The following is a 13,449-nucleotide window of genomic DNA, read 5'->3' as shown; positions in this document are numbered from 1 at the left end:
CTTCAAGTGAATGTGGATTGGTCAACGGCTTTCCCCTTTGCGCATGTATGTTCTATTCCACAATAGTACAAAAGGGAGACGCGCTCTAAGCACGCCTCCCGTAAAGGTCACTTCTTTCCGGATAGAACCGGTGTACTAAGGATGTTATGGAAGTGATTACCCGGCCACTACGCCGGGCCCGGCCTGGGGCTTAACCCGGCAGCTAGCCTTAGCCTTAGTCTTGCTCTAGCTCCGCCAGGACTTCCTCGGAAAGATCCATGTTGGTGTAGACGTTTTGGACGTCATCGGATTCCTCGAGTGCGTCGATGAGACGGAAGATCTTCCGGGCATCGGCAGCTTCCAGCGCGACCTCCATAGACGCGCGGAACGCGGACTCGGAGTCCTCTACCTCAATGCCGGCTTCCTCTAGCGCTGAACGCACAGCGGGCAGGTCGGTGGGAGGGCAGATGACCTCAAAACGCTCACCCAGGTCCTCCACCTCTTCTGCGCCCGCGTCTAGCACGGCCATCAAAACGTCATCCTCGGTGAGTTCCCCCTTGGGGACCCACACCAGGCCAGTACGGGAGAACATGTAGGACACGGAGCCGGACTCCCCTAGGTTGCCGCCGTTTTTAGACATTGCGGTGCGCACATCAGTGGCCGCGCGGTTACGGTTATCCGTGAGGCATTCGATGAGCATGGCCACGCCGTTGGGGCCGTAGCCCTCATACATGATGGTCTCCCAATCCGCGCCGCCGGCTTCCTCACCGGAGCCGCGCTTGCGGGCGCGCTCAATGTTGTCGTTAGGAACGGAGGCTTTCTTGGCCTTCTTAATCATGTCATCGAGGGTGGGGTTAGCGGCCGGGTCACCGCCGCCGGTGCGGGCTGCCACCTCAATGTTTTTAATCAGCTTGGCAAATTCCTTACCACGCTTGGCGTCGTTTGCTGCCTTCTTGTGCTTGGTAGTTGCCCATTTAGAGTGGCCGGACATAGTCCCCGTCCCTTCGGTAGATTTTACGTTTGTCTTTACTCAGCTCGCCCTATTATACGGGTTAGCACCGGCACGCCCTGCAACGCGCCCGTAGACAAGGTCACCTTCTCTTCCCAAATGCCCGGCCTTCGTACCAGTATGCCCGCATATGCACGGCCGGCTTGGGCAGGTGAAAATCTTTTTTCAGCAGTGCCCGGAGATGTCCGATAGTTCCGGACTCACAGGCGGCCCAGGCGTGCCAGCCGGACCAGTCTTTCCTCTCGATTGCCGCGGCCAGCGAGCCCTCCCCCGCCCGAGGCACCCAGTGGAGGTTACAGTTGGGAGCAAGGGCCAGGGGGATTTCCCGGTCATCCTCCGAGTGCTGCTCAAGGTACAGCTCAACAGGCATGTCCCCGGGAAGCTGGGTGAGGATAGCGTTGATAGCGGGAATGGACGCGGAATCACCGATGAGCAGATACCCCTTTGGGGCTACTTCCGGGGCGGCGAAGGCCTCCTTGCCGCCTAGGGAACTGACCGTAACTACAGCACCCTCCACCGCCTGGCGTGCCCAGAAGGACCCGGGGCCGGAAGGCTCATGGAGGACCACATCAATGGCAAACGTCCCCTCCTTCTTATTAGCTTCCACGAAAGTATAGGCGCGCTGGTGCTCCACCTCCGGTTCCTTCGGGTCGGGGAACCAAAAACGCACAAACGCCCCCGGATCGGGTGTGGCACACTCCATAAACTCCGGGGCACTAAAATGCAGCCGCACAAAATGCGGTGCCAGATATTCGGTCTTTGTCACCGTGGCTTCAAAGTCCTTGCCCCCATAGACCTTGGTCAAGACACCGTTTAAACCTCTTTTTGCCATGAGTCGACTTCCTTTCTTCCTCGCCGCGCACTAGGACGCGCGGACGGCTAATTATTGACTTAAGCAAGATCCGCACGTGGACTTGGAATGTTCCCGCCGTGGCAGACTCCAGGTGCAGATGCAGGTTACTTTAGTATGGCTAGGCTACCCTAGCCTTCGCTGCCAGGTGAGTCAGGTCTCTACGGCCAGTCGCGTTCGTACCGGGCCTGGGTTTTAGATAGTCTTAGCTGGTGAGCAATTCCCCTTCATTCCCCCACACCCCTCCTCCCACCGCAGGGGGTAGTTCCCCGCACCCAGGGGCACCCACGGTTCCGGGCCCGAACCCCACCGGCCGCCGGCGCAGCCGGGCCCGGCGGACGCCCCTGGGTGCGCTGCGCTCGGTCCCCGCAGTATGGACCGGCTGGGTGATAGCCCGGCTTATCACCGCCTACCTCATCTTCCTAGAGCCCAACCCGTTGGGTGACGTGTACTACTACCACTTTGGTGTCTTTGGAGATGACCCCAGCGCCATGACTGAGTACCCCCACGCGGGCACGTGGCCGGCCTTTATCCTGGCACATTTCATCGGAGAAGACGTCAAGGCCTACTTCTTTGCTTTCCCGCTTATGGTGCTGGTATTCGACGCCCTATTCATGGCGTTGGTTTTGCGCCGGCACCCCACCACCCGCGCGGCCATTGACGCGGCGTGGTTATGGGTTTTCTTTGGCACCGCCGTGGGCCACGTATTCGTCTTGCGCCTGGACATCTTCCCCGCCTTGGCGGTAGCTGCGGCGGCCAGCCTGCTATTCAAGCATCCAGGTTTTTCCGGCGCTCTGCTGGCCTTTGCTACCGCGATGAAACTCTGGCCGGCAGTCCTTGGCGCCGGCCTGGTAGGGGGCTGGAACAAGGCCAAGACGTGGGCCTCGTTGGCGGTATTCGTGGCCACCCTGCTGAGCCTTGGCGCCTTTACCTACGTCACGGAGGGCAAAGACCGGCTGTTTAGCCCCCTTGACTACCAGCAGGTGCGGGGGTTACAGATTGAGTCCGTAGCTGCCACCCCGTTGATGTGGAAATACTTCTTCTATCCCGAAAGGTGGGAGGTGTTCTACGCGCCCTCCAAGAGCTTCGAGATAACAGGCCCCGGCGTGGACACCGCCATAGCCGTGGCCAACGTATTGATGCTATCGACCTTGGCCGTGGCCATCCTGTTCGCCCTCTACCGCTTTGTCCTGGGGGCGTGGACGCCCGAGTCTGCGCTGGCACTTTTTGTCACGCTGATTCTCTTGCTCATCATCTCCAACAAGGTCTTCTCCCCGCAGTACGTCACGTGGCTGGGCCCCACCCTGGTGGTTGCGCTCAGCCGGGGAAATTTGCCGCGCGCGCAACAGGGTTTGGTGTGGGCTTTGGCGGTCATAGCCGTGATATGCGGGGCGCTAGGCGTGGAGGTATTCCCCTTCGGTTATTCGAGTATCTGGAAGTACCCGGGAGAAAACATCCTTCCCACCCTGGCGCTGGTGAGCCGCAACATCCTGGTGGTACTGATGGTGCCCCTGGCCCTGACGTGGCTGGGCTTAAGCTGCCGGCGCCCCCGCATAACGCGAGCCTACCTGGACTAGCTCACCGCGCCTTGGCGGGCGTGCCACCGCCCGCCGGCTCATTCGCCGAGTGTTGGCGTTGAGGTTGACGATGGCGCAAGATCGAAGAACTCCGGCATCCGGGCGGTGCCGCCCAGGCGGCAGGCCTTGACCATGGGGCGCAGCCTCAGCGCCCGGGTGTCTGCCACCGCCTCATTGTAGAACCGGTGGGCAAGCTGCACCCGGGCGTTGGCGTCAACGAGCAGGCCAGGGGTGTCCGCACCGGCAGCTGCTATGGCTAAAGATAGCTCTTGCTCTGCGGCGCGGCGCGCAGCGAAGTTCTCCGGGTCCAGACCGGTTGCCTCAGCTGCCGATGCCGCGGTGGCCAAGCCCGGAACCACCGCCGCGACTACCGCCGCGCGGCGGTCCAACGCGGCGCGCAGCTGCAGCAGCGAAGAGTCCAAGCGGATGTGTAGACGGTGGAGGCGCTGCGCGGTCAACAGCGCCCACATAGCAAAAGCCACGATGATAGCTACCGCCAGTGACGCCAGCGCGGCCGCGAGAAAAGGATCCATGTCTCTAGCTTAGGCCGTCACCCGCGTGCCGTCGCACACCGTCTCGTAGACTTGCATGACCTGGCTGGCCACATGGTCCCAGTCATATAGTTCGGCGCGCGCGGTGCCGTTTCTCACCAGCTCCGCGCGCGAGTCCGGATTATCAATCAAATGCCGCAGCTTCACCGCCAGGTCCGCAGCGTTTCCGGTGGCAAAAAGCAGACCAGCGGGGTCGGGGGAATCAACGTTGCACACCGCCGCGAAGGCTTCCAGATCACTAGCTACCACCGCGCAGCCGGCAGCCATTGCCTCTACTAGGACGATCCCAAAGGACTCCCCGCCCAGGTTTGGGGCCACATAGATATCAGCGCGGCCCAAAACCTCAGCCTTGTGGGCGTCTGTGACCCGCCCCAAAAACTCCACTCCCGGAACTTCCCGGGGTTGGCCACCGCCCATGACCGTGACCTTCACATCACGCTCCAGCACCGCCAAGGCCTGCAAGAGGATGTCCAGGCCCTTGCGGGATTCATCCAGCCTGCCCAAAAACACAATCTCCACCGGGGGTGTGGGGTTTGTGCGGGCGGATTGGTAGACGGAGGTGTCCACCCCGTTGGGGATCAAGACGGGGTCCCCGCCCAGTTGTTCGACTTGCCACCGGCGGGCCATCTCAGACACTGCTATCCCGCCCCGGACTTTTTCCAACATGGGGGTGAGGAACACCTTGGCAACCTTTAGCGCCCGCGAGGAGGCCGCGGAGGCGTGGTAGGTGGCCACAATAGGGCCGTGGGCTAGCAGCAACGCCGCCATGGAAAAAGACGGTGAGTTGGGCTCGTGGATATGAAGGACATCAAAGTTGCCTTCGTTAATAAAATCCCGGGTCTTAGCCAGCACGCCTGGGCGAAGGGACAGGCGCGCGACCGAGCCGTTGTAAGGAACTGGTAGTGAACGCCCGCCTTTGACCACAAAGTCGGGTACGGAAGTCTCCGGCGACGCCGGGCCCAGCACCTGTACGTGGTGACCGCGTTCAATAAAGACCGTGGCCAAATCAATAATGTGGGCCTGCACGCCGCCCGGCTCATCAAAAGAATAAGGGCACACTATTCCAATTCGCATACTAAGAACTACGCCTTCCGTTGTTTAAGGCTGCGGGCTGCCTGCTGGGACCGCAACCGCTTGCGGCGCAAAACGTCACTGTTCCATACCGGCTGCAGCATGTGCCAATCCTGCGGATGCTGCGCGATATTGCGGGCAAAGATATCAGCCATGGCCTGCGTGGTGGTCTGCGGGTCTTCCACCTCCAGTGGCGGGCTGCAAGATAGCCCCCAGCCGTCTTCTGTAAACCACGAGTGGACCACGTGCAGAGCCGCTCCGGTTTCCCGCGCTAATACTGCGGGCCCGGCTGCCATGTTGGCTTCCTCACCGAAGAAATCCACAGTGATACCGGTGCGGGAAAGATCCCGCTCTGCCAGCAGGCAGACCACGCCGCCGTCTTCGAGAGTTTGCTTGAGCACCGCAAAGGGCGCGGTGGCGCCAGATTCTTTAGAAACGTGCGGAATGACGTTGAACCCCAGGCTGTGGCGGTAGTCCACGAACGCGTCGAATAAAGCTTCCGGGCGCAGCCGCTCCGCCACCGTGGTGAACGGTCCCCAGTGATTGACCAGGAAGGTTCCCGCCATGTCCCAATTGCCGGAGTGGGTAAGCGCCAAAATAACGCCTTTGCCGCGCGCGGTGGAGGCATTGAAGTACTCCTCCCCCTCTACCCCGTCCATGAGACGAGCGAAAAGTGCCGGATCCGCGCTCATGGTTGGAAGGCGAAAGGCCTCCTTCCAGTAGCGCATGTATGAGCGCATGGAGCCGCGCACCAACTCGCGGGAGACGTTTTCTGGGCCCACCACCCGGGATAGGTTGCGGCGCAGCTGATCCAGCCCCCGGCCGTGGTCGCTGGCTATATCCGCGATGACATCAAAGAGCCGGGTTGCAAGGCGTTCGGGCAAAAACCGCATGATTTTCCACCCAGCGATATACCCTGCAGCGGCCAGCCGGTCTTTTAGCTTGGCTCTTACCGCCGGCTGACTTGTCACTGCCGCAGCTCCTTTTTAAACCGGGCGTTGCTATCACGCTTTTTGACCAGGGCTATCCTTTGAAGCACGGTGAAAATGGAGCCTATAACCAGCAGCCACAGCGCAACTTCCAGGGCATAGGGCACGCCTAGGCCCTCAAATCCCACGCCCACTAAGCCGATGATAAGGCGCTCGGGGCGCTCTACCAGCCCGCCGCTTACGGAAAAGCCAGTGGCCTCCGCACGAGCCTTGACGTAGGAAGTCACCTGGGAGGAAATCAAAACGATAAGGCACGCGGCCACGGTGGCTGGTCCGGCATGGTCAACGTAGACCAGCCACATGCAGATAGCGGCAAACAGCGCGCCGTCGGTGATCCGGTCGCACGAGGCGTCCAATACCGCGCCAAACTTGGACCCACCCGTGGTCATCCGGGCCATGGCCCCGTCGAGCATGTCAAAAGCAGAAAAGACCCCGGAAAGCACTGCGGCAAGGAAGAGGTGATCCAAGGGAATCAGGATAACCGCAATAGCCACGGTAACCACCGTTCCCAACACGGTAACTCCGTTGGGGGTAAGTCCTAGGGACAGGAAAAACCTGGCTACGGGTTCTACAATGCCGGCGGCTGCCCTGCGCCCCTTCGCACCACTGAGCATGACGTTCCTTCTTCCACTAACAATCTATTCCTACAGGTTAACCTTTATCAATGCCCTCCCAGGCATCAGCAAGCAATTCACGAGTGTCCTCCAGCAACTGCGGAAGCACCTTCGTGTTACCAAACAAGGTCATGAAGTTGCTATCTCCCGCCCAGCGCGGCACCACGTGTAGGTGCAAGTGATCCGCTACCGAACCTCCGGAGGCTTTTCCCAAGTTTAGCCCCACATTGATGGCCTCTGGGCGCGACACAGACTTCAGTACCCTCACCGCCTTCTGGGCAAAGGACATCAGCTCCGCTGACTCCTCCGGGGTGAGATCCTCCAGATTGGATTCCTTCCGGTAGGGAACAATCATCAGGTGCCCGGAATTGTACGGAAAGAGGTTAAGCAACGCGTAGACATACCGGCCGCGCGCGATGATTAACCCGTCTTTGTCGCTACCCTTGGGCGCTTCAACGAAGGGGTCCTTCGAGCGTTTGGTGATATACGACATGCGGTACGGCGCCCACAGGCGCGCGAGCCGGTCTGGCTCACCCGCCCCGGAGTCAACGTAATCACCCGGGCCATCGTATTTTTCTGGGTCACCATGATAACCCGGGCCCGCGCCGGCACCGGGAGCACCCGGGCCCGCGCTGGCACTAGGATCCCGGTGCCCTCCGGGACCGTTGTGATTAGACACGGCCGGCGATATTTTCTTGGTTAGGCTGGGCGTTGTTGCGCTCCCGGATCCATCCCTCGATGATATCGGCAGCCTTGTCCACCGGCACGCCGTTGACCTGGCTACCGTCTAAGAAACGGAAGGAAACGGCGTCAGCCTCCACGTCGCGGGCTCCGGCCAACAGCATGAATGGGACCTTGCCGGTGGTGTGCGTGCGGATCTTCTTTTGCATACGGTCATCCGAGGTATCCACGTCCGCGCGGATACCCCTAGCACGCAGTTGCTTGGCTAGCTTCTCCAAATGCGGCGAAAACTCGTCAGCAACTGGGATGCCTACCACCTGGTGCGGAGCCAACCAGGCCGGGAATGCACCCGCATAGTGCTCGGTCAGCACGCCGAAGAAACGCTCAATGGAGCCAAAGAGTGCGCGGTGGATCATGATGGGTTGCTGCTTAGTGCCGTCGGACGCCGTGTACTCAAGCCCAAAGCGCTCAGGCAAGTTGAAGTCCAGCTGCACCGTGGACATCTGCCAAGTACGCCCAATTGCGTCCCGAGCTTGCACCGAGATCTTGGGGCCATAGAAGGCCGCGCCTTCCGGATCCGGGACCAACTCTAGGCCGGACTTCTGGGCCACTGACTGCAAGATGGTGGTGGAGCGCTCCCAAATCTCATCACTTCCCACATACTTATTGGGGTCTTTGGTAGAAAGCTCCAGGTAGAAGTCATCCAAACCGTAGTCCTGCAGCAAAGAGATGATGAAGTCTAGAACCTTGGTCAGTTCCTCTTCCAGCTGCTCCGGGGTGCAGTAGATGTGGGAGTCGTCCTGGGTAAAGCCACGCGCACGGGTAAGTCCGTGGATAACGCCTGATTTCTCGTAGCGGTAAACGGTACCAAATTCGAACAGTCGCAGCGGCAGCTCGCGGTAGGAGCGCCCGCGGGATGCGAAGATCAAGTTGTGCATGGGGCAGTTCATGGGTTTGGCGTAGTAATCCTGCGGCTGCTTAGTGCAATTGCCGTTCTCGTCATACTCGCCGTCTAGCTGCATGGGTGGGAACATACCGTCAGCGTAGAAGTCCAGGTGCCCGGACTTTTTAAACAAATCACCCTTGGTCAGGTGCGGAGTGGAGACAAAGGAGTAACCATCCTGAATGTGGCGGCGGCGGGAGTGCTCCTCCATCTCCATACGGATGGTGGCGCCGTTGGGGTGGAATACCGGGAAACCGGAACCAATCTCATCGGGGAAAGAGAAAAGGTCAAGCTCCGCGCCTAGACGGCGGTGGTCCCGCTTTTCTGCTTCTTCCAAGATGGTCTGATAGGCCTCCAGCTTCTCCTTTGACTCGAACGCGGTGCCGTAAATACGCTGCAGCCCGGCCTTGGACTGATCCCCGCGCCAGTAGGCAGCAGATGACCGCGTGATCGCAAAAGCTGGAATGTACTTGGTGGTGGGCAGGTGCGGGCCGCGGCAGAGGTCAAACCACTCGACCTCGCCACTGCGGGGATTGACATTGTCGTAATAGGTCAGCTCCCCCGCACCAACTTCAGTTGCTTCATCGGAGTTGGGATCCACGTTGCCCTTATCTTGGATGAGTTCAAGTTTGAAAGGCTCCTGCGCCAAAGCCGCCTCAGCCTCTTCGGTGGAGTTGTAGACGCCGCGGACAAATTTCTGCCCCGTTTTGATGATCTTCTTCATCCGCTTCTCAATAGCTTTGAGCGCTTCCGGGGTAAAAGGCTCATCCGTCTGGAAGTCGTAGTAAAAGCCGTTGTCGATTGCGGGTCCAATGCCTAGCTTGGTGCCCGGAAATTCCGCCTGCACAGCCTGGGCCAGAACGTGAGCTGCCGAGTGGCGAATAACCGCACGGCCATCTTCTTCGCTGGCCGCCACAGGGGTGAAGAAGCTATCCGTATCCGGGGTGTGAGAAAGATCGAATAGGGTGCCATCCTCACCGCGGACTACCACCACAGCGTCCTCACCTTTATTGGGAAGACCAAGTTCGAAAAGCGCCTTTCCCACTGGGGTCCCAGCGGTGACCTTTACTGGTTCATAATTTACTGGGACTGCTGGAATCATTTCCGCCATGCTGCGCTCCTTGTGCGCTCACGCTTTAAGCCGACATACCTGGCCGGCCAAGCTTGTTGTCAAATAGAGTTACAGCGCAACAGTCTACCCCCGGAGCAGCTCTTGACCCCAATAAGCGTCCCCTTTCCCACCGGAGGTTGTCCCCCGGGGAATGAAGTACATTGCCGAACCGATGTGGGTTATCCACGTATTGAGCTGATCTGCCTCATCCAGCCGCGCCTGGATTGGCTCAAACTGCTTCCGCGGATCTTTCTGGAAACAGATAAACACCAGTCCAGAGTCTGCGATAGTTGACGCCGGGTCGTGCGGCGGGACATCGTAATTGTAGGCCCGGCGGAGCAGCTTCTGTTCTGGATGGTGGGACCGCGCGACGTGCGAAGTTGGTGCGATTTTGCGCAACCCGTATTTATCCCGGGCCTCCAAATCGATGGGATCATGCTCTGACCCGCCACTAAGCGGCGCACCCGTGGCCAGATCACGCCCAATCGCAGTTTCCCGTGACGCTCTATCCACCTCATCCCAGGTGTCCATGTTCATAGCAATTCGGCGCACCACCATGGCGCTTCCATCCGCGAAATTCCCACCGTCAATCCAAACTTGGTTGTCATACTCTTTTTCGGTACGAGGATTGACAGTTCCGTCTACCTGACCAAACAGATTGCGGGGCGTCGCACCTTTTTCCAAAGTCCCGTTCGCGTTGACAAACCCCTGCTGCAGCCAGACGAACTCGGTGTAGTCACTGCCCGCGCGGGCTAGGTGGCGCAAGGTGTGCGCTGCCGTGGTGGGATCATCGCAGCAAATCTGCAGAACGATATCGGTTTGCCCCCAACGAGGGTCAAGCTCATCTCGCTCGAAAGGCCGGACATCGCCCAGCCATTCTGGGGCGGTTATGCCCGCTTTATCGAAAAAGCTTTTGCCCCAACCACACGTGATGGTGAGGTTGGCGGGGTTGGTTTCCAGCTCTGGCTCTAGGCTGCCTGCTGGGGCCTCACCTGTACACAGCCGCCGGGAATCTTCGGTCCACAGGCGCATTAAGTTCTGCACGCCTTGGCGGCTGACGCCATCTTTGACGTTGAAAGCCACCAGGTTGAGATGCGCCTGGTGCGGGCTATCGATTCCGGCTTGGTGCTTGCCGTCGAAGGCAATGATCGCAGTGCCCAGGCGTTCGTTTCCGGCAACCTGGGCACCGCCGGGTTTAGCCGGGGGATCCGTGTCAGCGTTCCCTTCCTTAGCCAGGGCATAACCGCTAAAAGCTAGCGATCCTGCGGCGGCTGCCCCACCGGCTAGAAGGCTACGGCGACCAAAGCTGTCCGACACGGATTACTCCTCGAATGTAGGTTGTCCCATTGCGACAATAGGCTGGCGTGGGCGGCGCTGTTAAGCCACCCCTAGCTAGAGTCTAGTTCTTGTCGTCGTGGTCGTGGTCATGATCATCGTGGTCATGATCGTCGTGGTCATGATCGTCATGGTCATGTCCATCATGGTCATCGTGGTCATGGCCATGCATGTCCTCGTAGCCCTCAGCTCCAGCGCCCATGGTACGTACCGGAATGCCCTTCACGTCGATAGTGCTGCCGTCCTTGAGCTCCAGGGTCAGGTCAACGGTCTCACCAGCCATGATCGGCTTAGCAACGCCCATGAGCATGAAGTGGTAGCCGCCTGGCTCAAGGTCAATGTCCTCACCAGCGGCTAGAGTAATCCCGCCTTCTTTTTCTTTCATTACGCCGTCGGTGACCTCGTGGATCTGATTCATCTTCGCGTCAACGCTGGACTTGAAGCCAACAATGGTGACCTCTTTATCGGTGCTGTTGTGGATTTCGCCGAAGATAGCGGTCATGTCGGAGGTCTCATCCATGGCGCGAACAACAGCGTCATGCATATGCAGACCAGAGTGTGCCTCCCCGTCTTCTTTGTCCATGTCATCATGGTCGTGGTCTTTGTCCTTCATTGCCTTGGAAACCTCCGAAGTTGCGGACGCGGCGACGGAGCCGGCAGCTGAGGTGGCGTCAGAAACCGAGTCAGCGGCCTCATCGGTGGAGCAGGCACTAAGTGCTAGTGCGCCAATGGCCAGGGTGGAAATGAAAGTCGTGCGAGTAAAAATCTTCAAAAGATTATCCCTTCTTGTTGGTGCCGCGCATTTTTGCAACGAGCATTATGATCACAGCAAGAGCCGCCAAAATGGCGCCAATGCTGATAACCGTCTTGAGTCCGCCGGACAATTCCGCCGTAGACCCACTGGAAGACCCAGCTTCAGAATTGCTGGTTTCTGTTGGAACAGTAGCCCCCTGTGCACCTGCGACGCTAAAAGGAACCGACCCCATAGTGGAGTGACCGTCCGAGGAAGTAATCCGGAACCCAACCTGGTAGTTGCCAGGACCTGGATTAACGTCTTCGGGGACCTCAATTGTTAAATCGCGGCCGGTAATGTCCGGTTCCGCATCAAATAGAACTTCTTCCGTGTCCGTGTCAGTTACCGCGAAGGTGTTGTAGCCCTCCTGCGGTATGCCGGAGAATTCAAGCGTGATCTCACGCGGGAACTCTTGTAAAACCTCACCACTAGTGACGGAACCACCAATGACAGAATCATGTGCCAACGCCACTGGAGAGGCAAGTACAACACAGGCCGAGGCCAACGGGACCGCCGCAAGGCGGGTAATCCGGTTCCTAAACTTCATTGGGCTCCTTTGCGAACTCTTTATTCTACGGACTACCTATCGTAGTCCCGCGCCGCCGCAGTGTAGAAAACCAGCGACGCCTACAACAGCAGTCGCACCGAAGTGCTTCCAAGTTCCATGAAGTAGAAACAACTTTCATTAAGAAAGATCACACAACTGAAAACAATCCACTTATTACGTCGGGGCGCGGTAGAGTTGGCCGGACTTCGCGATGTGAAGGGCTACCAGCTAGACGGTACGGCCACTGAACCGCCACTAGGTGGGCGCGAAAGCTGCGGCTCGCCGCTTGACGCGAGCCACGCCTTGGCATGCAAAATAACCCCGAGTTAATAAACCAGGGGTTATTTCACAAAGCTCCAAAGGAGAAAATGGAGCGGATGACGAGACTCGAACTCGCGACCCTCACCTTGGCAAGGTGATGCGCTACCAACTGCGCTACATCCGCATCGTGGTACCTAAACCACCGAAACCCTTAAGAAGGGTTTCCCGGAGCAACAAGTACTCCTGTGCGCAATACTGGGATTGAACCAGTGACCTCTTCCGTGTCAGGGAAGCGCTCTCCCGCTGAGCTAATCGCGCAAACTTAGTGCGCCGGATAACCGGCGCATTGAGGTGGAAACGGGAATCGAACCCGTGTGCACGGTTTTGCAGACCGTTGCCTCACCACTCGGCCATTCCACCGTGGCAATGTTCCGCCTCACAGTACAAAAGTACCAGCGGTACAAAGTACCAGAGCGGATGACGAGACTCGAACTCGCGACCCTCACCTTGGCAAGGTGATGCGCTACCAACTGCGCTACATCCGCATTATGAAAACCAGGCCCGGTTTTCAGGGTTCTAGAAAGAACCCAGGACCCGAAGGTCCACGTGCGCAATACTGGGATTGAACCAGTGACCTCTTCCGTGTCAGGGAAGCGCTCTCCCGCTGAGCTAATCGCGCTTGCTACTACTTCACTATTTTGTTCTTTACATATCACTGCCAACTGGCACCGATATGCGTGGAGCGGATGACGAGACTCGAACTCGCGACCCTCACCTTGGCAAGGTGATGCGCTACCAACTGCGCTACATCCGCATGCTACTGTTCCAAGCTTTAAGCCTTGGCTTAAAGTTCTTTCCTGTTGCGTCTAGAAACTCTATAACCTCAAGCCATAGAAACACAAATCGCCAGCTAACAGCGCAGAATCCGGCAACACCCGCCGGGCTGATAGCCGCAGGAAAATTACGCTAGTGTAATCCACCCCCAAGCCCGTTGTAAGGTCAGAGCAACCACCCCAACTCCCCACTCCAACCTCGACCATGGAACCTCGTGGAACCTTTAGCCGCCAAAGCGTACCCAACCCCAGCTGGCAAATTATGGCACGATTGCCAGATCGTGCTAACTTCGAGTCACGGAAAG

12 protein-coding genes and 6 tRNA genes are annotated in these 13,449 nt (G+C 58.7%); 1 reads left to right on the top strand and 17 read right to left on the bottom strand.

Features of this window, described 5'->3' with window-relative positions:
• Positions 1 to 214 precede the first annotated feature (214 nt).
• Both F4V58_RS04965 and F4V58_RS04960 read right to left on the bottom strand, forming a co-directional pair.
• Positions 215 to 970 (bottom strand): YebC/PmpR family DNA-binding transcriptional regulator, encoded by a 756-nt coding sequence (locus F4V58_RS04965; RefSeq protein ID WP_075733873.1) that lies wholly within the window; start codon positions 968 to 970, stop codon positions 215 to 217.
• Positions 971 to 1,070: 100 nt separating this feature from the next.
• On the bottom strand, positions 1,071 to 1,820 hold the full coding sequence (locus F4V58_RS04960; protein WP_075733871.1) for a siderophore-interacting protein: 750 nt from the start codon (positions 1,818 to 1,820) through the stop codon (positions 1,071 to 1,073).
• Between the two features lie 230 nt (positions 1,821 to 2,050).
• On the opposite strand from F4V58_RS04960, the gene F4V58_RS04955 reads away from it, so the two are divergent.
• Entirely contained in the window at positions 2,051 to 3,415 is a 1,365-nt protein-coding gene (locus F4V58_RS04955) for a DUF2029 domain-containing protein (protein WP_150385712.1), read from the top strand.
• Positions 3,416 to 3,453: 38 nt separating this feature from the next.
• On the opposite strand, the gene F4V58_RS04950 is transcribed toward F4V58_RS04955, so the two are convergent.
• From F4V58_RS04950 to F4V58_RS04880, 15 genes are all read right to left on the bottom strand, one after another.
• Positions 3,454 to 3,948, bottom strand: a complete 495-nt coding sequence (locus F4V58_RS04950) for a hypothetical protein (RefSeq protein WP_075733867.1) — start codon at positions 3,946 to 3,948, stop codon at positions 3,454 to 3,456.
• A 9-nt stretch (positions 3,949 to 3,957) separates the two neighbouring features.
• On the bottom strand, positions 3,958 to 5,040 hold the full coding sequence (locus tag F4V58_RS04945; RefSeq protein WP_075733865.1) for a glycosyltransferase family 4 protein: 1,083 nt from the start codon (positions 5,038 to 5,040) through the stop codon (positions 3,958 to 3,960).
• An 8-nt stretch (positions 5,041 to 5,048) separates the two neighbouring features.
• Complete coding sequence (locus F4V58_RS04940; RefSeq protein WP_075733863.1) at positions 5,049 to 6,008, bottom strand: phosphatidylinositol mannoside acyltransferase; 960 nt, start codon at positions 6,006 to 6,008, stop codon at positions 5,049 to 5,051.
• A complete protein-coding gene (gene pgsA, locus F4V58_RS04935; RefSeq protein ID WP_075733861.1) occupies positions 6,005 to 6,640 on the bottom strand; it encodes a phosphatidylinositol phosphate synthase in 636 nt (211 codons plus the stop codon). Before pgsA ends, F4V58_RS04940 begins: the two co-directional genes overlap by 4 nt.
• A 37-nt stretch (positions 6,641 to 6,677) precedes the next feature.
• A complete protein-coding gene (locus F4V58_RS04930; protein ID WP_084559689.1) occupies positions 6,678 to 7,319 on the bottom strand; it encodes an HIT family protein in 642 nt (213 codons plus the stop codon).
• Positions 7,312 to 9,375, bottom strand: a complete 2,064-nt coding sequence (gene thrS, locus F4V58_RS04925; RefSeq protein ID WP_075733859.1) for a threonine--tRNA ligase — start codon at positions 9,373 to 9,375, stop codon at positions 7,312 to 7,314. The genes F4V58_RS04930 and thrS overlap by 8 nt, the downstream gene beginning before the upstream one ends.
• A gap of 84 nt (positions 9,376 to 9,459) precedes the next feature.
• Entirely contained in the window at positions 9,460 to 10,692 is a 1,233-nt protein-coding gene (locus F4V58_RS04920) for a Dyp-type peroxidase (RefSeq protein ID WP_075733857.1), read from the bottom strand.
• 82 nt (positions 10,693 to 10,774) lie between these two features.
• The gene (locus F4V58_RS04915; protein WP_084559688.1) at positions 10,775 to 11,482 is read right to left on the bottom strand and encodes a copper chaperone PCu(A)C; all 708 of its coding nucleotides are present in this window, start codon (positions 11,480 to 11,482) and stop codon (positions 10,775 to 10,777) included.
• Positions 11,483 to 11,486: 4 nt separating this feature from the next.
• On the bottom strand, positions 11,487 to 12,050 hold the full coding sequence (locus F4V58_RS04910; protein ID WP_075733853.1) for a copper resistance CopC family protein: 564 nt from the start codon (positions 12,048 to 12,050) through the stop codon (positions 11,487 to 11,489).
• 369 nt (positions 12,051 to 12,419) lie between these two features.
• Positions 12,420 to 12,495 (bottom strand) — tRNA-Gly (locus tag F4V58_RS04905).
• A 62-nt stretch (positions 12,496 to 12,557) separates the two neighbouring features.
• Positions 12,558 to 12,629 (bottom strand) — tRNA-Val (locus F4V58_RS04900).
• A gap of 31 nt (positions 12,630 to 12,660) precedes the next feature.
• Positions 12,661 to 12,731, bottom strand: a tRNA-Cys gene (locus F4V58_RS04895).
• 52 nt (positions 12,732 to 12,783) lie between these two features.
• A tRNA-Gly gene (locus F4V58_RS04890) sits at positions 12,784 to 12,856 on the bottom strand.
• A 62-nt stretch (positions 12,857 to 12,918) separates the two neighbouring features.
• Positions 12,919 to 12,990: transfer RNA gene (locus F4V58_RS04885), tRNA-Val, on the bottom strand.
• Positions 12,991 to 13,049: 59 nt separating this feature from the next.
• Positions 13,050 to 13,125, bottom strand: a tRNA-Gly gene (locus F4V58_RS04880).
• Positions 13,126 to 13,449: the final 324 nt, after the last annotated feature.

Source organism: Corynebacterium phocae (assembly GCF_008693075.1).
GTDB lineage: Bacteria > Actinomycetota > Actinomycetes > Mycobacteriales > Mycobacteriaceae > Corynebacterium > Corynebacterium phocae.
The sequence above is the reverse complement of the archived record's forward strand: the minus strand, read 5'-3'. Positions and strand labels throughout refer to the sequence as shown.